The organism is Pseudomonas sp. MAG002Y (assembly GCF_019400845.1).
GTDB classification, from domain to species: Bacteria; Pseudomonadota; Gammaproteobacteria; order Pseudomonadales; family Pseudomonadaceae; genus Chryseomonas; species Chryseomonas luteola.
Map to the genome: position 1 here is coordinate 1 of NZ_WOEJ01000031.1, position 18,516 is coordinate 18,516.

The window sequence follows — 18,516 nt, forward strand, 5'->3', positions numbered from 1 at the left end:
GGGCCTTCCTCAGTGCCATTGCTTACCGGCTTGGCGGGCGTAGCCGCTTCGAAGCTAGCAATCGAAGGCGGCTCGCTGACTGGAGCAGTAGCCCCCTGAACAGCTTCAACACTTACGTCAGATTTAACGTCAACAGTCACTGGATCGGGCACCCGTACTTCTGCAGTCGGTACCTCCGACTCAACTGGTCGATTTGGCTCTACCCGCGTATTAAGATCTGATGTATTGGGCGTCTCCGGCTCTAAGGAACGATTATCCTGCACGGTGGATACCTCTTTATCTCGAATCAATTCGGATGGGAATTGGCCACGCAGCGCATCTAATCCCCGTGACTGGTGAAGATCGTTGTAGTCAGTGAAACCACGTGCTTTCTCCTCCTCGGTGAAGGCTGGATAAAGCACTTTCCCTCCGACCAGATCAGCCGCTGCAGTCGCCATGACCAAGCCTTTGTTTTCAGCTTTTGCATGGTCGAAGTCGGCTAAGAACACGTGCGGATTGTCGGGAAAGCGCTCATGCAGCACCTTGGCGACTTCAAGCATGTTTCCGGCATCTATGGTCATAACAACGGGGTGCCCGGTTGCCATGTTCAAGCTACGAGCTGTGGCATACCCTTCGGCGTATAGCACTGGTTGGCCTGACTCTAATGAACCGCCAACGACCAGGAAGTTGCCCTGTTTGGGCGCATCCTTGAACAGGAATTTCTCACCCTCCGGGGGTATGTATTGCAGTGTCCGGAACTCACCTGAGACATTGAAAAACGGCACCACCAAGGCACCGTTTTTTGTTTGACGAAGATCGGGCGTAGGGGTTATTCCCTTACGCTCCAGATACGGGTGCGAAGGGTCTGCCGCAGGTAATCGGTCATATAGCTTTTGAGCTGCCAGTGTTTGTCTTGCATGGGTTTCTGCCCGCTCGCGGGCCGCGTCATCCTGAGCCTGGCGTGCTCCAGCGCGGATATGAAGTCGAGTTTCCGGATCTGCTTCGCCTCCAGTTGCCGACCACTTCGTCACGTCATTGGCTGTATCAGCGCGGTGATAGTTGATAAACCACCCACCGGGGCGCCGATCAAGAAAGCCACGATACACACCGCTTTTTTTACCACCCTTGTCCTCAACAGTCGCCACCCTATGACGCTGGCCGTCCATTACCGGCATTCCTTTGATAACCAAACCTGCTTGAGTAAGGGCATCAAGAAATTCGGACTCTGCATCTCCGCCCCCGGCGCGGCGGCTAGGATCGGGTAACCACGGGGTGATGCGGTCAAGATTGCAGCCTGGGCGGGCGAACCACAAACTTGCTTCTTTATCCCACTCAATAGCTGACCGGCCATCCGCCAGCCGTCCCGCAGCTTCGCGGACAGCCTCTCGCGCTTCGTGAGGGACGGCAAGCCAGACCGGGTACTCAGATGTTCGAGGGGGATTCGTAGATGAACTCATTAGATATCTCCTCCTGTGAGGCGTTTTCACCAGGGCTGGTTTATCCCTCCCCCTCTCCAGTGAATCGCCGATACCACCATGGCCGACCGGCCAGGCGCTTGCCTCGTATCAAATACGCTACACGTACTACCAGGACCGTGAGCGTCCAGCCGAAAAACGAGAGCAGTCGAAAGCCTGCAATAACGGCGCTAACGACATAAATCGTGTCCATCGACGGGAAGCGAAACCAAAACAGGTACAGGAGAAACAAGGGTGCCGGTATTCCATACACGTTGAGACGGCGTGAAGCATTACGCCAGTAGCCGGAATCTAACTCGTCAGACATTAGTAACTCCTTTGGCTTTGATGCCGAGTCCTCTGCAGAGCGATCAACCACTTACGCTCTTGCTTGCTGCTCCAGTTCGCGCAACTGGGAGGGGGTCATGGCCACTGCCAGTTCACGATGATCAATTCGCCCAGCTTGGTACAGCCGCCATGCATGATCGGCAAAGCGGCGCTGTTCCTGGCGAATGATGCCGTCGATATGCTGTCCCCACTCGGTGTAAGGCATGCTGGCCAGCTTGGCACGCAAGGCATCGTCAATAATGATGTACTCCCGCACCGCTTGGCGTTTGCCATCAGTGGTACGCAATAGCTTTTGCACAACGATGTATTGCAATACACCGAGCATGTCGCGGGCCGTTGCTTCACGCATCTCGGAGGGCACCATCGTGAGGCACCGAGGAATTGCTTCGCCTGGTGAGTGAATGTGCAACGTGCTGAGATTGAAGTGGCCCAGCTGGCCCGCCAGAATGCCAGCCTGGAAGGTTTCCAAGTCCCGCATTTCACCTACCCCGATAATCGAGGGCGCCCGCCGTAGATGTGCGCGTATGCCTTCTGCATAGGTTGCAACGTCTCGGTTAATCTGTAGCTGCGTTGGGGGTAATACATCCCCTGCACGACCGAGAATGAATTCAATCGGATCTTCGGTCGTGGTTATTTTGCGATCTTGGTCAGTATCCAAACAAAAGCGGTAGATCGCGGCTGCGAGAGTACTTTTGCCTGAACCAGTCACCCCTCCAATCAACCCAAGTCCGCTGGCTGGCAACAGTGCTTCGAAAAGCTCATGCTCAAGGCCTAGCGCCGTTAATTCTGTAATCTCAGACGGGATAACCCGCATCGTCAGGGCTATGGTTGTATCCAGTCGGCCAGCGGTAGCCTGTACAAAATTGCATCGAAAGCGGAGCCGCTCGCCGCGACTCAGACCGTAGCGCTGGTTGATATCACCATCAAGCTGCAACGCTCGGTCCACAGGACGACCTCCGCGAACGGTCGCCCTGATTTCAGGGTTAAATACCTCATCTAATAATTTGGACCAGGTATCGTCAGCCAATACAAATTCACTGGCTTTTCGCAATCGTCCTTGCTGCCCCACCACTAGGTGGTTACCACCTTGGATATGAATATCGCTGACTGATTGCCGAGCGCACCAAACGAAAAACTCACGCAACGTAGTACTACTGAGTCCTTCACCGAACGCATAAGGAGCAAAATCGGCTGCTGTCGTCATGGCCGTGCCTTCCGAATTACTGGTTGCCACTGGGTTTTATCAGGGATAAATCTGGCGTTATCCTTGAGATTGCGCACGCGGTCGCCTGTGGTGAGCTTCTGCCCGTCCCCCGTGACAGTTTGCTGTTGGTCCGTCACTACAGGCGCGGTAATAAAGCCTTGGCGCAATAGCTGCGAGTACAACAACATTCCCCGATAATCACGCGTCAGGCGGTTGAAGTTTGCCGCTAATGTCTGATCGGCACTTTGTCGTCCTTCTTCCCAGCCTTGGCGGACCGCTGCTTGCCAAAGTGTCTTCTGCACGCTGTTTTCAGGTGTTACAGACACGGCGGCATCCTTGCTGGCTGATGTCAGACCTGCCATTAACCAGGTACGCCATGACGGCGGGTTACTCACAAACCGTTCGGGGATAATGATCTCGTACACATGGCTCGCGGTGCGGATCTGCCGAGGAGTGATGTGGGCAACGTCCACGGCCTCATCGATCACAGGCGGTAGCCAGCCCTCGCGGCTGATTAGGGTCCGAAAGTCATAAAGGCTATCCAGACGTCCTACCTGTCCATCCAATGCTTGGCGTAGCTCCCAGGCACGCTCAGCCTTGCCTCCACGAAAACCTGTATTACGCCCCGATTCTTCCAGCAGTTGACGCCGTGATTCAGACACATCCGCTGATGGTGGACTAGCAGGCACCAGGTAGCTTTCCAGCGGCGCCGGTGTGTCAGGTGCTGTAGTGGGCGGGGTATTGGCACACCCCTGTAAGCCCTGTAATAGAGCAAGCGTCAAGATGGACTTTTTCACTGACGCCCTCCTGCCTTCTTCGCAGGCGTGGCTTGTGCGAAGACCAGAGTTATTTGACCTGGAAGCTGAGTCAGCGTGGCACGCCATGCTGTCTGCATCTCGATTAGGCGCAACAGATTTGCATAAGTGACGCGGCTTACCCTGACGTTGACAGGTAGAGGAAGACGCACACCAGCCCAAGCGAACCGCTGACCACGCTGTCTGGCTAGATGGGACAGTAGCTCGACAGCATCTCCATTCCAATCAACCGTCACAAGGTCTTCATGGGTGCGGATGGCATCAAACGGTAATGCTGACCGGGTATTGATTGCGCCCTCCATCCATAGCAGTTCCTGCTGTACCGGAGCCCTATTAACTACTGGAGCAACGGTTGCAGGAGGCGTAGGAGTCGCTGGTGGTTTACCACAGAAACTCTGGCAGCCGGACAGCAGCAATGCGGCCGCTTGAGCAGCCCAAAGGGAGTATTTCATTGATAGTCTCCTGGACACCCTGAACAGGGCGCAGCACTAACGAATAGCGAGGCGGGCCGGTGCGCCCAATGCTTTGAGCCCGTTGTAAACGTTGCGTACTTCTTGCGCGTAATGCAGACGCCGCCGCTCTTGGCGCTGCGATGGGTGGAAGCCAGCGTTGTACGATCCCAGGCAACGCCAGGTATTGCCACACACACGCAGGTGTTGAGCTAGTACCCAAGCGCCGACCTGTACATTCAAACAAGGCTTTTTAAGCAGGTCTTCGGGACTCTGAATTACCCCCATTTTCACCAAGCGGTTTACGTTGCGGGTATTGATTTGCATGAGACCGTAGTCAGTGCTGAGCACATTCCCGCCTGAGTCACGATTCACGTTCAGAGCCCTAGGCTGCAAACTGCTTTCTTGGATGCTGATGGCTTCCAGTAAAACTGGATCAAGCTGATAACGCTGACCTGCTTCCTTGAAACAAAATGCAGACGCCTGCAACGGCATCGACACCGCTAGAACCACCCATAAGCAGCGCATAGTTAACCTCCAGTATTAGGTGTATGCCTGATAGGTGGTTTAGTTGGCGATACTTGTTTTTCCGCAGTTGGCAGCGCCGATGCAGAAACAGAAGTATGGACGGGCGATGCGCTGGTCTCGTGCAGATGGGTTTGCGTTAGGCTGATCGACGCAGCGCTTTGCTCGATCTGTCTTACTACCCATGGACCCGCTGGCTCTTGTGTGACGTTCGATACCGAATTGCTACATCCACCCAAAGCTATGAGCAAAGCGGCGAAAAGTACACGCTCTCGCATGACAGCCTCCCAAGTGGCTACTTTTTGGAATCTTCAATCAGCTTCTCCACGGCCTTTTCAAGAAAATTATCAATTAGATAACGGGCGAGTTCAGAAGGTGAAATTTGCTTGGAACTGTTAGTTTCATAGCTCACCCGTATCGCAGCTTTATTCAGTGCCTCGACCCGCGCCGGTCTGATGTAAACGCTTGATGTTTTTGTTGTTGCTTCATCGTCGGATGACGCCATGAGAACTCCTACAGTTTGTGAGAACGCAAAAAAACACCGCCAGGTAAACGCCTGGCGGTGAGGGTAAAAAAGTAGCGGGTTGCGGCGATTAAGTGCCTACGCGGTATGTAGCGTTGAGTAGCAAAGCGTGCCAGGACGACTGGCGAGGCGTGCCAAAGTGGCACCTTCGGCAAGAAGCGCAAAGAATGCGGCTTTACGCGCAGTTTCCGAATGCATATCAATGATTAGATGCAGCGACTTTTCCAACTCAGATGGCAAGTTGCTGTACTCGATGCAATCAAAGGTGCGGTTGGTTCGAACTAGCACTGCCGCCTTCAATGCCTCAACTACTGAGTCCTGCAGTACACAGGTCTCTCCGCCAAAGCGAACAAACCCATGCGCCCCATTCAAGGCAGTAATGGTCGTTGTATGCGTCACATTCGGATCAAAACGCAACAGCAAATAGCCTGGGAACAGCGGCAGCTCGCGCTTTAATGATGAAGGACGATCTCGACGTTTGCGAAAGGTAACTCGACATGGGTTGTACACCTCAACATCCAGTCTTTTGATCAGCTCAGTAAGTGACTGATAGCAGGCTGAATTGTGAATCAGAACGTACCAGTTTCGCATGCTCAAACCTTTCGATCAGGCGCTCTTTCGAATTCCTGAACCGTTCGGTGCAGGGGCCATTGTGAGCTATAGACAGACCAGCTCGGCTCCTCTCTAGCCCTTAAATTGCCTGCTGGAGAAGGATTTCTAGAGTGCAAAATAAATTAGATAAAAGGAAAAGTAAACACTTTTTTATCTAATAGATACTTTTTTACCTTTTGCGGAATACAACCGTATGAAAATATTAATTTTTTCATTTGGAGTCCCAGTGGACACTCTCCGGAGCGTGATAGGAGCCAGAATCAAGGCTCTTCGAAAGTCGATGGGTATGAGCCAGTCCGATCTAGCTGAACTTATCGGTTGCGATGCTCCATTGATTGGTCGCTATGAGAGAGGCGTCAATCTTCCTGGTATAGAGCAGCTGATTAGAATTGCGACGGTGTTCAATGTCGCACCAGGCGAACTACTACCTGGGGGACAAGACGCATTGAGGACTCGCCTAATAGCACTTAGGCAGGAAATTGCAGAAAAGATCACTGAGGTAGATTCGCCAGAATATCTTGAGGAAATTCTGGCGTTCATTAAAAAATACAATATACATAATGACCCTTCGAAGAACTAACTACAACTACGAAGGGCTCAGATTAGACTAACCCATACTTACGCGATAACTCTTCAATCCGATTCTGACGCTGCCAGTGGCAATTAATCGCCTGCTGATCGATAGGCAGTAGACCCTCAGCGACTAACGACGCATACTTTTCGTCAAGTCTGACTAGAGATATCAACTCTTTAATCTCGAAACGTAATTCATCATATTTGATAGTCATAGTATCTCCATATAAACAGCAAGCACTTATTTACCGCTAACACATCATCAATTTATTTACATACCAAATGGGTTCGGCCGCTGATGCGGTCTGCTTGCAACATCGTCCGTATAATCATCTTGCGCAGTCTGTTGTTTGATTTGCTCGTTGTGTCCGTAATGCAGGCGGTATTCCCTATCAATTGATTCGTAGCGTGCCAATTGCTTCTGATCTGTCACTAAGAACACATACTTCCCTGCACGGTGGTTAAGGCCACACCCAGCATCAAGTACTTTGTCAACGAACTGATCATCTCCGATAACTTTCACGCCATCACCGCTTTTAGTACTTACAAGATTGACTGCTAAGCGATGGTTGGCCGAGTCCACGTGGTCCTCAAAACCTGGCTTGATTTGGACCAGCCCTCCACGGTCGATCACTCCCACAACATCGTCGCGTAAGTACTCGATAGTGCCGTCTCGGTAAAGCCTCGACGTGTAACCTTTCGGATTGTAAACAGCAGAGTCATCCGCTTTGCTGCACAGTATTACCCTGTCCAATCCACCTTCCAATGCACGGCCTTTGCGCTTCTCTCGGTACACGAAACCACGCAGCTGACTAACCGCCGCCGCATCGCCTTTCAATGCTTCTTGCTCGACCCATGGACGATAAGCAAGTGGACGGAGTAAGCCTTTACCCGCAAGCTCTTGTCGCTCCTTTCGTAGTTCAATGCGTAACTCAGCCATGGCCTTCATACGCTCAAACTCTGCCACTCTGTACATCAGCTTACGGAGCAATGGATCGCTGTGTGAACGCTTAACGTCGCCTTTCATGGCTTGGTAGCGGGCAGCTATCTGTTGGTATCTTTCCTTTGCATGAAGGTCAGGCTTTACCCAGGATTTACGATAGTCTTGATACCGTCCCTTTAACGCTTCACGAGCCTCAGCACGAGCCTCTCTCCGTTCTGCTCTAACACCCTTATCTCTCATCTCAAAAGAAGGATGGTAGGTCTGGAAAATGCCATAACCGCCATCGGCAGCATTTGCTGATTCAAATGCTGGTGGGCCTTCATATGATCCATAAATTGGCTCGATTCGCGTTTTAGTAAGTGCCGGATGAATCGAGGAGGCTTTGACTGGAGGATCTTCAGGCTGCAAGTAGTTATAGATGACTAGACCGCCACCTTGCTCGCGCAGTCCAAGCCCTTTTTCATGAAGAAGAAGATGCAGATATCTCCAGTTCGCCTTTCCCTTCTTGACCGCTTCGTTAATCTCATTACGCACCGTATCGACAGCGTAATGATGAAGGCTTTCCTTGTTGGAGAATATCTGCCGCTTGGCAGCACCCTGGGGGGCACTAGGGTAACGAAGACCAGGACGGACCAGCCGGTTATCAGCGTTAAGTTGCCAGGGTCCATTATCTGGTGTGAAGCCGTAGTGACGCTCCAGAATACGCATGCTCTTTTGCAGACGGTCAACGTCTTGCCAAAGGTTGGTAGCTTTGTAGGTTATCGGGTGGACTCTATTAACCGCCACATGCGCATGCACGTTGTCAGTATCACGATGTATCGCTGTGACGTACTGATGCTCATGCATACCCAACGATTTCAAAGCATATTGAGCTGACTCAAATACCTGCTGATCGGTTGGTTTGTCTTCTTCACGCCAAGAAATAATGAAGTGGTAAACCGGATCTTTGATACGGCGATTCTGCGCAGCGACCATGTTCATTTCGGCAGCCGCAGTTTCTAAAGAGAAAGCATTCGTTTCGCATGTTACTCCTCCAGCAAGCACGCGTTGGCGCCCGTCACTAAACTGCTCAGTAACACGTACTGGTGCATCCTCTGTGCCGCTTCGATCAATGTAATCAACGAGCCGATCAAAGCTAGCTTTGCTGGATTCTGAACGAGCTGGCTTAGGTTCTGAAGTTACAACGGTATCGTTTGCAGGTTTGTCCTCACGTTGGCTAACGTAGCTCACAAGCTTTAAAAAGCTTGTGCCTCCATCCTTGCGTTTTTGCGGGACAATGACGTTCATAGGACGCTTACCTGCTCACCGGAACTTGATTCAAGTCCAGTGCAACAATTGCCTTTTTGACTTCGATTAGTACTTCTGAAAACTGCTTGCTTAGCTCAGGAGTCATGCAATTTTGCATCTGCGTATAGAGGTGCTTTTGCAGCCCACCTAGACGCAGTAGTTCGTTCATCAGTCGCGTATCGGTACGAGTCATTATCTTACGGTTGAGCGCAGAGCGACGAAGCAAATCAGCGGTACTGATACCAGCAGCTTTAGCTTTTGCTTTCAGAGTCGCAGCCTCTTCCTCGGTACACCGAAGATTCAAGACTACATCTCTACGACGCGTTTCGCTCTTTGACATGACTACAACCTATGACGTTGATGGGGTGTCGGGGCGCAGCCCTGATCAGGGTTTTGAATGGATCGTCTGCGTGCAGGCGGTACATACAAAACATTTCCTGTCCCAAATATTACTATGTATTTCGGCAAAATGGTTGGGATGAGCGTCGCAGAACGGATAAAGCGACAAGCGGCGTCATGGGAAGTTAGGTTGAACGTCTAGGCGGTGAAAAGTCACCTGTGGGCTGCTAGATAATTTGGCTATGTATGCAGATATAGGTGGGACGCCCTAAGCTAGACCATATCTATCTGGATAGGAACTTTCGGGGTGTGTCAGTGGTTGAATTGTTGATACTCTTGGACTGCATCCACAACCAATGAGCTGGTCACCTCGCCAGGCTTAACAGATACTACTGAGGCTTACCTAATATGGCCGTTAGAACGTACACCCAAGAAGAGCTGGAAAAGGCGCGTAATGCTCTAAGTGAGCTACCCGATTTGAGCCGTGACAAGATCAGTCAGGCTGAGATGCTGGACTCACTAAAAGATCAAATTATTTTACTATCTAGCCAGAAAGGTTATTCCATCGCTGAAATAAAATCGGCGTTGGAGAGCGTCGGCGTCACAGTTACCGCTAAAGCAATTTCTGAACTTTTATCGACGCGAAAACGATCATCGGGCCGAAAGAAAACTAACGTAGCGCAAACCGAAGCCGTTACTGGCTGAAGGCTGCGTAAAAAAATAAAAAGCCCCAGCGTTGGGGCTTTTTATTTTTTAATAAGAAAGGTGTTATGCGTAGTTAACAGAGAGAACGCGATAACGCTCTTTACCTTCTGGAGTTGGAAAACCCATCTCAATCTCAGCAAGAATATCCTGGGCCATCCAAAAATCTTCCGCATACGCGATTGGCTCCCACTCGCCAGCAATACGCTCTTGAATGACATGGGTATAAACGGCCAAACCAGAACCATAAAAATCTATCATCTAAAGATTCCTCACTGCTGGTTATACCAACTTTAAAGCACCTTGGCCTGCTCTTGGGTTACTCAGTCGCTCGTCTCAGATAGAAGGCGTTCAACACTCATTAGCACAGCACTGCTGCGGGCCTTGATTAGCAACCGACAGAGTTCGTTAAACTCGTCGTGTAATCCCCTCATCTTTCCTCAAGCATTTTTCCGGGCCGCTTGCGCCGAAAGCTTCAAAGAAGCTGATCTGCTGATACTGGTTAGTCTCTTCGATGTGCTTTTGCTTCGCTGTATCGATAGATCTTATAGCAAGCTCGAACCTTTCAAGTCCTGCCTGATAAATACCTACCTTCACCCCATGAATGCCATGACTGGAATAATTTCTTGCGGCGCGCGTCCTGTTAGAACAAGGAACCTCCGCCATACGCCATAGGGAACCTTAGCTTCTCCACTTTTGAATTCTCGGATGCGTCGATTGCTAGAAATACCTAGCAGGTCTGCTAGTTTCTGATCGGTATCGAACTCGGGAAAATGCTTTTGAAAATGACGAAAGTAGGCAGCTACTATGTCAGGGCTCGGAGGCTCCCAACCCTGCTTCTCTCTTAATAGATGTTTATTGGAGTATTGGCTTTCATCGATCTCACTCTGTGGCTCGATGCGAGGTGCTTTTAGGTTAGCCTCTAACGCCGCAATAGCTTCCTTCGTAGCCTCTTCAAAAATAAATTTCTGCTGCGCTTGAATATCAGGGATCTTGATTTCCATAGCTCTCAGTCTCACTCAATAAAGAAGGGGCTTAGCGCCCCTGAGTAAATTCCAATCTGATTCGTTTTACGTCTGAAACTCTGATATTAACTAGACTAAGAGTCCCAGTGGCTAGCTCCCTCCAGCTGCCAATCTGGTTGAGGTGCAAAAACACATAGTACAGATAATCAGGAAGCACTAGCTCTGTACGCTCAACCTTGATGCCTATGTGCTCGGGATTGAAAGCTCGAACTGGCTTACCACACTGCTCTATAGAGCCTCTACGAACTAGCCAGAAATCGGCGTCTGGGAAGTTGGTCTTGATAGTCGCAATATCAGAAATGATCATCGTTTATTCCATCGGTGGTACGACTAGCCCCCTCGTCTGAGTGGCTTTCTGCGCCTCACCAATAGACACATTATAGGCGGAATCCGCCTAACCATCAACGATTTTATTTAAGTAAACACATGTAAATACTATACTTTTATCTTTCAAACAATAAAAAAGCCCGCGCTTGGCGGGCTTCTATTGATTTGAATTTAACTTATAACTGCCTGTTTAAGCATTTGCTGAGCTGTTCTGACCCTGGCAATAATTTCTAAATGGTTAAGTGAATAGACGTCCTGGAACATCCAATAACTATTGCCAATGCGCGCATAAATTGCTGTCACCCGACCGTTAGTACGTTGGGACATTTTGAATGTTTCAAAATCACCTCCTGACGTCCGTTGCTCAAGCGGGAAAACTTCCAGCGCGTAATAATAATCTTCAGCGTTGATTTGTTTAGGCTCAGTCTTACACCTGCTTTCAATTTGCTCGACAGCTTCCTTGTAATCAATCATCACTGCGGATGGATAAAGATTTTTAAGTTCAGAGAAAGCTATACCTTGTTGCTCGCTAACTATAACGCCGTCTTTACGCGTAACAGCAAAGTCAACTATCCAAGGTTGACCTGGAATATAGAAAACTTTTTCCATGATATATTTCCTGCAAAGTTGGCCCAGAACGTTTACCGCCGTTCAGATCAATAACAGATAGAGGAGCCCGGCGAACCGGGCTCCAATGGCAGCAGTTAGCTAGCGAATGCTACGGCGGACTGTGGACGGCTAGCTTTGATTAGCAGGCCTACTTCCTCAACTGCGACCCCTTTGCGCTGGTATGCTGGCACACGCTCTAGCAACGTAAAATTAACGTGCCCTAGAGAATTACTACGTGGCGTTTTAGTCGCTTGGTGTTTCATAGTGTATCTCCTGCAAGGTTGGCCCGGAGTGGTTGCCGCCACTCTTTTCGGGCATCGATGCCAATGTGGCTTCGATAGGATCATTATACTAATTCGACAACCTTATGTAAACACATGTAAACACTATTAAACCTTTTTTTATGCTTCCTTGTTGGGTAACGTCTGCTTTATTCCTCAGCCATTAAACCCTTACTAAGCATAAGCCTTGGCCTCTCCCCTTCTAAAAGCTCACCAGAGGCATGTGATGCTTTAAGAGACTCCACAATGTCTTCCAGTTGCTTAGCGACGTCTTCAGGCAGCCAAGTGCTCACTGGCACCCAATCTTTGGGTAATGACTCCATCCGACGCCTGATCCGCTTCAGCAGCTGGTGGATCGCCTGCCTTGATACACCCGTTTCTGACGCAGCTTCTGCTACAGTGGCCCCCATGACTAACACAAGCCTGGCTGCCTTTAGAGAGGTTTCCGAGTATCCCCGACGCGTGCTCTTATCGTTGAGGTCTCTCATTAGATCCTCGAATTCCGCTGAACTCATTTCTCCCGTGGTTGGTGTAGGAGCTATGAGACGTATCAATTGAGCGACTTCGGCAGGCATCAGGCTTTCTTTGATCTGTGACGCCATCTCCTGGAGACGTTCTTGGTTTTGTCTTGCCGTGCTCATACATGACCCTTATGCAATATCTGTTTAACTTATTAAGTAAACACATGTAAACACTAATGGTGTGTTTTTACAATCGTTTTGTATGCCGGTATGATTAGTAAGCTTTTCCAAATCTCCTGCAGGGAATATGGAAGCACGGTCGGAAGCCTTGCCGGGTCTACGGCCAAAAAAAAGCCCCCTTCTTTTACGTAGGGGGCTTTTTGTTTCATCTTGGTTTATGTAGCAGAGCTGCTGATTTTGACCATAAGCCTATATTAATTGTTAATTATTAATTATTAATTATTAATTATTGGACTTATATCCATTTCTTTCTAATGCTTCACGTATCAATGCGCTGATCGTTCGAGAACCCGACCCTGAACGTTTGTTATCACGCACTGTATCTTCAAGCTGCTCGATCATGTCAGGCGGCAGGCTGATTGAAAGCGGTTTCGCCTTTTTCACACTTTCAGACGCACGCATTTTCTCGCCGTAGGGTTTATCGGCGAGCTGCCGTGCTAAAGCATCTGCCTCTTCAGGCGTAGCACTTTTTCCAGCTGCTGCCTGGCTTGGTTTTTTAAGAACCACGGCAAATCTCCTTCATCAAATCATTTATCTCCGCCGCTGCTTGAGCATTATCGCCTTCCAGAACAGATTTCCCCGAAGGGATAGAGTCCTTATATGCCTTGCGGTAAAAACCGACCGCGTTCAAGGGACGAATCTCTGGAAATTCAGATACGAACTCTAGAAATTCGCTCCTTTCCGTTTCGCGCACTGATGGATTCGTTGATGCCATGGAGTGATATGCAAATGCCTGCAAACCTGGGTTCAGGTCTCGAATCCTGATGACCTGCTCTTGGAGTTCTCCAAGGGTATCTAGATCAAGCTGGCTGCATTGATGGGGAGCAATAATCAAATCAGCCACAGTCGCACCTGTAATGAGTTCCCGTGAGTTTCGGCCCGCTACGTCAACCACTACATAGTCGAACTTTTCACCTAGGGTGCGCAGTGTTGAGCTAAGGTTGTCTCGTTTTTCAATGAGTGTGATCTTAGGGTTCAGATCTGCTGATTCGCGTTCTGCATACCATTTTGATGCGCTTCGCTGTGGGTCTGCATCAACTAGGCAGACGTCATGGTTCGCAAAGGCCAGTGCCACAGACAGGTTTACTGCTGTAGTCGTTTTACCAGCCCCACCTTTATTGCAACCCACTATCACAATTTTGCCCATGACCAGAATCTCTTGTTAATTAGTAATTCATAATTACTAATTATTAGTTATTAGTCAAGCTTTCCCGTTTGGCCTTGTCGGGCATGCCCCAGCGAATCAGCGGTAAAGACGTGGACTACTTCTGTGGTCCTCAGTAGCTTTAACTACTAGCAAAAAGCGTATTGGAGAGCAGCTATGATTGATGATCCGTTACCGGAAAAATGGCAAGACCTCCAGACAGGTGTGCAACGTATCTTCCGAAACGTCGGGTTACTTGCAGAGATAGAGGTTGATTTGGAGACGCCACGTGGTTCGGTGAATGTGGATGTTCATGCGATAGATGTTCGGAGCGTGGACAAGGTCAGATACATAGTAGAGTGCAAAAATTGGGGCAGTGCCGTCCCCCAGTCTGTAGTCCATTCGTTCACAACGGTGATGCATGAAACCGGCGCTAACATTGGATTTATCATCTCGAAGCATGGGCTCCAGCATGGTGCCAAAATGTACACTCAAAACACGAATATCGTTGGAATGACATATCTAGAGTTCCAACAAAGATATTTTGAGGCTTGGTGGAAAAGATATTTTTGCCCACGCATCGGGGATGCTGCTGACAGAGCGCATCAGTACGTTGAGTATGTCAACTATGGTCGAGACCGCGCTTACAACAAGCTTAGCCCCCAAGATAAGGAGCGGTTTGATTTGCTGAGACGACAAAACAGTGCGTCAATCATGGTCCTATCTATGTTTAATAACCAGGTTATGTCACCACTGTTAAACACGGGCACCTTGCTAGATGTGCCAAAGAGTCTGGATGAATTTAAGATTGGAGTACTCGCGAAGATTACTCCGCACATAACATGGTATTGCGATACGTTTCGAGTTTTACTGGAAGGAATTTTGGAATACATAGCGGACACTGAGGCAGAATTTGACGCGATATTCGGAGGGTCCATCTTTGAGCCAAGGGACTCTATTAGTAGAGTAACTGATGACGGCCCACCTCTTGATGAGAACATCTATCATCACTGATTTGTTAAAAATAGTTAGGACTACACACAATTAATTATTAATTATTAATTATTAATTATTAATTAATAATTAATCGACAGCGACTAGAGTTAGACGTTTGAGTCAGAGTACAGCCAGTCTATTTCAGCAAGAATATTGTTCACTCGGTCTTCTAGGCGGTACCCTGGTATAGCGAGCCAAGACATATCAGGCTTGAACCGCATTAATCGCTTTAATTTCTGCCGTGTTGTTTCTGATAAGGGTGTAGAAGCCCACGGGTTCTCAAAGATGAGGACACCATCCGTTACGAGGATCAAAGCACCGGAAACCTCAGAACGCACTCTGAATAACCCTTCCTGTTGCTGCGTATAAATGTTTAGCCGCCTAAGATAGCGAAGATCGGTACGCTCAGTCGTAAATGAGCTTCCCTGCTGTCCGTAGAGGCTATGCCATATTCCGAAGCTCCCCACATAAGTGTTCTCCCCCTTATGAACACTCGTATAGGGCTTTGTATCCTGGCTGCTTATGCCAAATCCATTTAGCAGGTCCAGCCACAATAGATTTTCGCTTTCAGCTACAAACTGTTGACTCTTGCGCTTGGCATTAACAGCTCGGTCAATCGTCTTGTTAGTTGAGTACTGCAACGCTTGCAGAGCAGATCCTGTAATGGGATAGCTAATGAAAAGCTTGATAGGGTCGGCGCTCTGCTTTAACCATTCGCTGTATTTGCGAGTCTCGGTATCTGATTCTTGCGGACAATAAACCTCTGCGTAGATGCTTTCGCCAAGACGGAAATCCGGTGTGGTGGATTTCTTCCTTTCGGGTATACGCTCCATCGCTGGGAAGACTGTGCCTAGCAGACCACCAGCGATCAATTCGGCCAATTTAGAGGACGCTTTAAAATGTTCAACTTCAGATGTGCACAGCGTTTCAAGCTCCTGATTTAGTGGCAAGTTACGATTAACCCATTCGGCACATGCAGCATCCAACATCAAAAGCTTTGAGTACGCAGAGCTAGGAATACCATTTTGAGCTGCCGTGTTTACTATGGAGAAAAGGAAACTCCCTGGCTCAACGGTAATTCCGTCAGTTTCGATCAGCTGGAATAGCGCACGGTTAATGCCCATACCACGGAGTTTTTCTAACCATTCGTTCACCAAGCCCTTATTCATAGTTTATTCTCCATTGTTAATTGTTAATTGTTAATTGTTAATTGTTAATTCAATGTCCTAAAACGATCCTTTACGGACACCCTCTGATGAGCCTGTCCGAATCTATGCCATCGCTAGTTTCGGACAATGTACTATTTAGCCCATACGTTTCCGTACATATGAAGGCTGCTTTATGTCTCGAACCTTTCTGTATGCCAGGGTAAGCACCCCGGATCAGACCACTGATAACCAAGTACTCGAAATTGAAGCTGCGGGCTTTTCCGTGAACACCAGGCGAGTAGTAACTGAATGCATCAGCGGAAGTACTGCCGCCGGAGCCAGGCCTCAATTCGCTAAGCTCATCGACCGAATGGAGCCTGGAGATGTGCTCATCGTGACGAAACTTGATCGGCTTGGCCGAAACGCTATGGACGTTCGCTCTACAGTGGAGCGGCTAGCAGGTGACGGGATAAAGGTATATTGCCTAGCTTTAGGCGGAATGGATCTAACAAGCGCGACGGGAAAAATGACAATGGGTGTCATAGCTGCCGTGGCTGAGTTTGAAAAGGATCAGTTGATAGAGCGGACAAATGCTGGCTTAGCACGAGCCGTTGCCCAAGGTAAGAAATTAGGTCGTCGCGCTGCATTGTCCGAAAAAAAGAGAGCAGAGGTTCTGGAGCAATTAAAAGCTGGTGCGTCAGTTTCCAGTTTGGCTAGAGCCTACGGAATATCTCGTCAGACCATCATGCGAATTCGTAGTAGGGAAGGTGAGATGAATCTACGTACCGATGTCACAAGCTCTTGTCGCATTCAACAGACTTAAATAGCAACATGTCATAGACAATCAACTCCTACGAGGAGAGTCTATCTGCTTACTATAGGGGTAGGCTTTATCTAATGTTTATAAAGCATGACCATGCTGGCAAAACCTTCTGTCACTCTCGGCACGAAATTATCAACCCAACGCATAACTAATTAAATTGGTCAGACTCAAAAGTATCCTGTTGAATCTGAGAATTAGTCATTCTCTGAATATTGATAGTATTATATGTGATATTTTGAGCAACTTTTTGCTCGTGTACTGAAAAAGTAATACCCTCACCAAGAATACCTCTCTCCTCAAGATCTAAAGCAAACTCCATTACTTTTGTTTTTACTGTATCTATCATGCGGACTAGATGATGTACGGGCACAAATAACGCAGGTTGAAAGTCCTGTCCTATTAGCTTCCTAATGATATCTGATGGGCCAGGAGCATATTTCATAGTGAAAGTACCAGTTTCTGTACCTTCTATGAGATTTTCTATCTGACTAACAGACAACCAGACATTTTGCTTACATAACAGATCGTGCCATTCTTCGTTTACATAGACTGGAATCCAACCTCTATAGGGGTTAAAGGCTTTGACTTCCCCTCTTACTACTCGATAGTCAGGGAGCATATCTTCATACCCATTTAACTCACTGGTTATCCACTCTTCTATATCCTTTATTTTCAGCTTTCTAGAAACCAGCAAAGCCTTACGGAGAAGGTTTGTTACATGTATTCCTTTATCTAATGCATCTCGCTGCAACTCCAAAACAAGGCTGCTCATAAAGTACCTATTGACTAAAGTTTGTGATAAGCGAAGTTATTGCTGGGACATATGACCCAAGCACATTGCCAGCTGCTCCTTCTATAACCTTCTTTATAGATAGAAGACACTCTTTAATAATTCCCTTCTTTGGTGAAGGTGAATTAAATTGTACCTTTATAGTTTCTGCGTCAGCCAGCAGCTCCTTGGCTACGCTTTTATCTTCTAACTTATCTATGTCGCGTATAAAGCTTTCTAAAAAGCTACTTAGATCAGTCTCAAAAGTGCTTTGCTCGATAGTTTGATTTGAGTTCTGAGCATCTTGTTGAACTTGTGAGTTCTGCATAGAACCGATAGAGATACTGTTATTCTTTTCCATACCTGATGCCTATATTTATTTGATAAATAATTACTTTAGCTTAGAGCATTTATTTTACATTTCTATCCCATGGCGTTCCATCATTTCAAAATTCCTTTTCAATCTAGCTCTAATTAGTTTTATCGCTTGCCCTACTCAGCCTGAAAAGGTCAAACACAAGACTCAAACCGCATGCCTTCACTGAAGGCACTTAGAGCCGCTAACAAAACTTCACCAATGAACGCACACAGATGATGCTGCACGCCAGCAATAACAGGGTTCGGTGAATAGCAAGCCTGCGCTTAAAACGGATACGCAGCTTTCCCATACCGGCCAACCAGGCATGGGTACGCTTCACTACCCAGCGATGCCGGCCAAGTCGTTCCTTGCTATCTATTCCTTTACGGGCGATTCGATTCCTCGCTTGCACAGATGTCTATGGCAGCGCTCTATGTCATATGCTTTGTCAGCGTGTAGCTTCTCAGGCCAACGCCTGGCTCTACTGGGTTTGTCTTCAAGTGTTGGTAAGGCATCAACCAGCGGCTCGAACATAATCGAGTCATGTCGATTAGCTCCGCTGACATAGAAGGCAAGCGGCAC

The 18,516-nt window shown here is 48.4% G+C and carries 25 protein-coding genes and 1 pseudogene; 4 read left to right on the forward strand and 22 right to left on the reverse strand.

Features of this window, described 5'->3' with window-relative positions:
* The 8 genes from GM154_RS24890 to GM154_RS24925 all read right to left on the reverse strand — a co-directional run.
* Positions 1 to 1,436, reverse strand: a 1,436-nt coding sequence (locus tag GM154_RS24890; RefSeq protein WP_374940347.1) for a DUF5710 domain-containing protein, incomplete at its 3' end; no start/stop codon positions are given.
* Between the two features lie 40 nt (positions 1,437 to 1,476).
* Positions 1,477 to 1,761 (reverse strand): IcmT/TraK family protein, encoded by a 285-nt coding sequence (gene icmT / locus GM154_RS24895; RefSeq protein WP_219654097.1) that lies wholly within the window; start codon positions 1,759 to 1,761, stop codon positions 1,477 to 1,479.
* A gap of 51 nt (positions 1,762 to 1,812) precedes the next feature.
* Positions 1,813 to 2,985 (reverse strand): plasmid transfer ATPase TraJ, encoded by a 1,173-nt coding sequence (gene traJ / locus GM154_RS24900; protein ID WP_219654105.1) that lies wholly within the window; start codon positions 2,983 to 2,985, stop codon positions 1,813 to 1,815.
* Complete coding sequence (locus GM154_RS24905; RefSeq protein ID WP_308460637.1) at positions 2,982 to 3,782, reverse strand: type IV secretion system DotC family protein; 801 nt, start codon at positions 3,780 to 3,782, stop codon at positions 2,982 to 2,984. The genes traJ and GM154_RS24905 overlap by 4 nt, the downstream gene beginning before the upstream one ends.
* Positions 3,779 to 4,252 (reverse strand): DotD/TraH family lipoprotein, encoded by a 474-nt coding sequence (locus tag GM154_RS24910; RefSeq protein ID WP_219654109.1) that lies wholly within the window; start codon positions 4,250 to 4,252, stop codon positions 3,779 to 3,781. Before GM154_RS24910 ends, GM154_RS24905 begins: the two co-directional genes overlap by 4 nt.
* Positions 4,253 to 4,288: 36 nt before the next feature.
* Positions 4,289 to 4,777: a lytic transglycosylase domain-containing protein gene (locus tag GM154_RS24915; protein WP_219654118.1), complete on the reverse strand. Its 489-nt coding sequence runs from the start codon at positions 4,775 to 4,777 to the stop codon at positions 4,289 to 4,291.
* Between the two features lie 292 nt (positions 4,778 to 5,069).
* The gene (locus tag GM154_RS24920; protein WP_219654119.1) at positions 5,070 to 5,279 is read right to left on the reverse strand and encodes a hypothetical protein; all 210 of its coding nucleotides are present in this window, start codon (positions 5,277 to 5,279) and stop codon (positions 5,070 to 5,072) included.
* A 96-nt stretch (positions 5,280 to 5,375) separates the two neighbouring features.
* Positions 5,376 to 5,888 (reverse strand): transcription termination/antitermination NusG family protein, encoded by a 513-nt coding sequence (locus GM154_RS24925; protein WP_219654121.1) that lies wholly within the window; start codon positions 5,886 to 5,888, stop codon positions 5,376 to 5,378.
* A 214-nt stretch (positions 5,889 to 6,102) separates the two neighbouring features.
* Here GM154_RS24925 and GM154_RS24930 point away from each other — a divergent pair, with 214 nt between their 5' ends.
* Positions 6,103 to 6,489 (forward strand): helix-turn-helix domain-containing protein, encoded by a 387-nt coding sequence (locus tag GM154_RS24930; RefSeq protein ID WP_219654124.1) that lies wholly within the window; start codon positions 6,103 to 6,105, stop codon positions 6,487 to 6,489.
* A 22-nt stretch (positions 6,490 to 6,511) separates the two neighbouring features.
* On the opposite strand, the gene GM154_RS24935 is transcribed toward GM154_RS24930, so the two are convergent.
* The 3 genes from GM154_RS24935 to mobA are packed head-to-tail and all read right to left on the reverse strand — an operon-like array spanning position 6,512 to position 9,052.
* Positions 6,512 to 6,697 carry a hypothetical protein gene (locus GM154_RS24935; RefSeq protein ID WP_219654127.1) on the reverse strand — a complete coding sequence of 62 codons (186 nt, stop codon included), beginning with the start codon at positions 6,695 to 6,697 and terminating at the stop codon, positions 6,512 to 6,514.
* 56 nt (positions 6,698 to 6,753) lie between these two features.
* The gene (gene traI, locus GM154_RS24940; protein WP_219654132.1) at positions 6,754 to 8,712 is read right to left on the reverse strand and encodes a TraI/MobA(P) family conjugative relaxase; all 1,959 of its coding nucleotides are present in this window, start codon (positions 8,710 to 8,712) and stop codon (positions 6,754 to 6,756) included.
* Between the two features lie 7 nt (positions 8,713 to 8,719).
* Positions 8,720 to 9,052: a plasmid mobilization protein MobA gene (mobA, locus tag GM154_RS24945; protein WP_219654133.1), complete on the reverse strand. Its 333-nt coding sequence runs from the start codon at positions 9,050 to 9,052 to the stop codon at positions 8,720 to 8,722.
* A gap of 407 nt (positions 9,053 to 9,459) precedes the next feature.
* Here mobA and GM154_RS24950 point away from each other — a divergent pair, with 407 nt between their 5' ends.
* Positions 9,460 to 9,756 (forward strand): mobilization protein, encoded by a 297-nt coding sequence (locus GM154_RS24950; RefSeq protein ID WP_219654135.1) that lies wholly within the window; start codon positions 9,460 to 9,462, stop codon positions 9,754 to 9,756.
* Between the two features lie 63 nt (positions 9,757 to 9,819).
* On the opposite strand, the gene GM154_RS24955 is transcribed toward GM154_RS24950, so the two are convergent.
* The 7 genes from GM154_RS24955 to GM154_RS24980 form a co-directional block, all read right to left on the reverse strand.
* Positions 9,820 to 10,014, reverse strand: coding sequence for a hypothetical protein (locus GM154_RS24955; RefSeq protein ID WP_219654136.1), 195 nt, complete (start codon positions 10,012 to 10,014; stop codon positions 9,820 to 9,822).
* Between the two features lie 332 nt (positions 10,015 to 10,346).
* Positions 10,347 to 10,757: a hypothetical protein gene (locus GM154_RS24960; protein WP_219654138.1), complete on the reverse strand. Its 411-nt coding sequence runs from the start codon at positions 10,755 to 10,757 to the stop codon at positions 10,347 to 10,349.
* A gap of 31 nt (positions 10,758 to 10,788) precedes the next feature.
* Entirely contained in the window at positions 10,789 to 11,085 is a 297-nt protein-coding gene (locus GM154_RS26140; protein ID WP_374940348.1) for a hypothetical protein, read from the reverse strand.
* A gap of 191 nt (positions 11,086 to 11,276) precedes the next feature.
* Positions 11,277 to 11,714 (reverse strand): hypothetical protein, encoded by a 438-nt coding sequence (locus GM154_RS24965; protein WP_219654140.1) that lies wholly within the window; start codon positions 11,712 to 11,714, stop codon positions 11,277 to 11,279.
* Positions 11,715 to 12,144: 430 nt separating this feature from the next.
* Positions 12,145 to 12,636 carry a TrfB-related DNA-binding protein gene (locus GM154_RS24970; protein ID WP_219654142.1) on the reverse strand — a complete coding sequence of 164 codons (492 nt, stop codon included), beginning with the start codon at positions 12,634 to 12,636 and terminating at the stop codon, positions 12,145 to 12,147.
* A 282-nt stretch (positions 12,637 to 12,918) separates the two neighbouring features.
* A complete protein-coding gene (locus tag GM154_RS24975) occupies positions 12,919 to 13,203 on the reverse strand; it encodes a ribbon-helix-helix domain-containing protein (RefSeq protein ID WP_219654144.1) in 285 nt (94 codons plus the stop codon).
* Positions 13,193 to 13,843: an AAA family ATPase gene (locus tag GM154_RS24980; RefSeq protein ID WP_219654146.1), complete on the reverse strand. Its 651-nt coding sequence runs from the start codon at positions 13,841 to 13,843 to the stop codon at positions 13,193 to 13,195. Before GM154_RS24980 ends, GM154_RS24975 begins: the two co-directional genes overlap by 11 nt.
* Positions 13,844 to 14,017: 174 nt before the next feature.
* On the opposite strand from GM154_RS24980, the gene GM154_RS24985 reads away from it, so the two are divergent.
* Complete coding sequence (locus tag GM154_RS24985) at positions 14,018 to 14,854, forward strand: restriction endonuclease (protein WP_219654155.1); 837 nt, start codon at positions 14,018 to 14,020, stop codon at positions 14,852 to 14,854.
* 89 nt (positions 14,855 to 14,943) lie between these two features.
* On the opposite strand, the gene GM154_RS24990 is transcribed toward GM154_RS24985, so the two are convergent.
* Entirely contained in the window at positions 14,944 to 16,005 is a 1,062-nt protein-coding gene (locus GM154_RS24990; protein WP_219654158.1) for a hypothetical protein, read from the reverse strand.
* A gap of 172 nt (positions 16,006 to 16,177) precedes the next feature.
* Between GM154_RS24990 and GM154_RS24995 the strand changes: the two genes are divergently transcribed.
* Positions 16,178 to 16,807, forward strand: coding sequence for a recombinase family protein (locus tag GM154_RS24995; RefSeq protein ID WP_219654160.1), 630 nt, complete (start codon positions 16,178 to 16,180; stop codon positions 16,805 to 16,807).
* Between the two features lie 148 nt (positions 16,808 to 16,955).
* Here the strand turns inward: GM154_RS24995 and GM154_RS25000 are convergent, their stop codons facing one another.
* The 3 genes and pseudogenes from GM154_RS25000 to GM154_RS25805 all read right to left on the reverse strand — a co-directional run.
* Positions 16,956 to 17,579: a hypothetical protein gene (locus GM154_RS25000; protein WP_219654162.1), complete on the reverse strand. Its 624-nt coding sequence runs from the start codon at positions 17,577 to 17,579 to the stop codon at positions 16,956 to 16,958.
* 7 nt (positions 17,580 to 17,586) lie between these two features.
* Complete coding sequence (locus GM154_RS25005; protein WP_219654164.1) at positions 17,587 to 17,937, reverse strand: hypothetical protein; 351 nt, start codon at positions 17,935 to 17,937, stop codon at positions 17,587 to 17,589.
* Positions 17,938 to 18,136: 199 nt separating this feature from the next.
* Positions 18,137 to 18,516, reverse strand: a pseudogene (locus GM154_RS25805) (transposase); the annotation flags it as partial.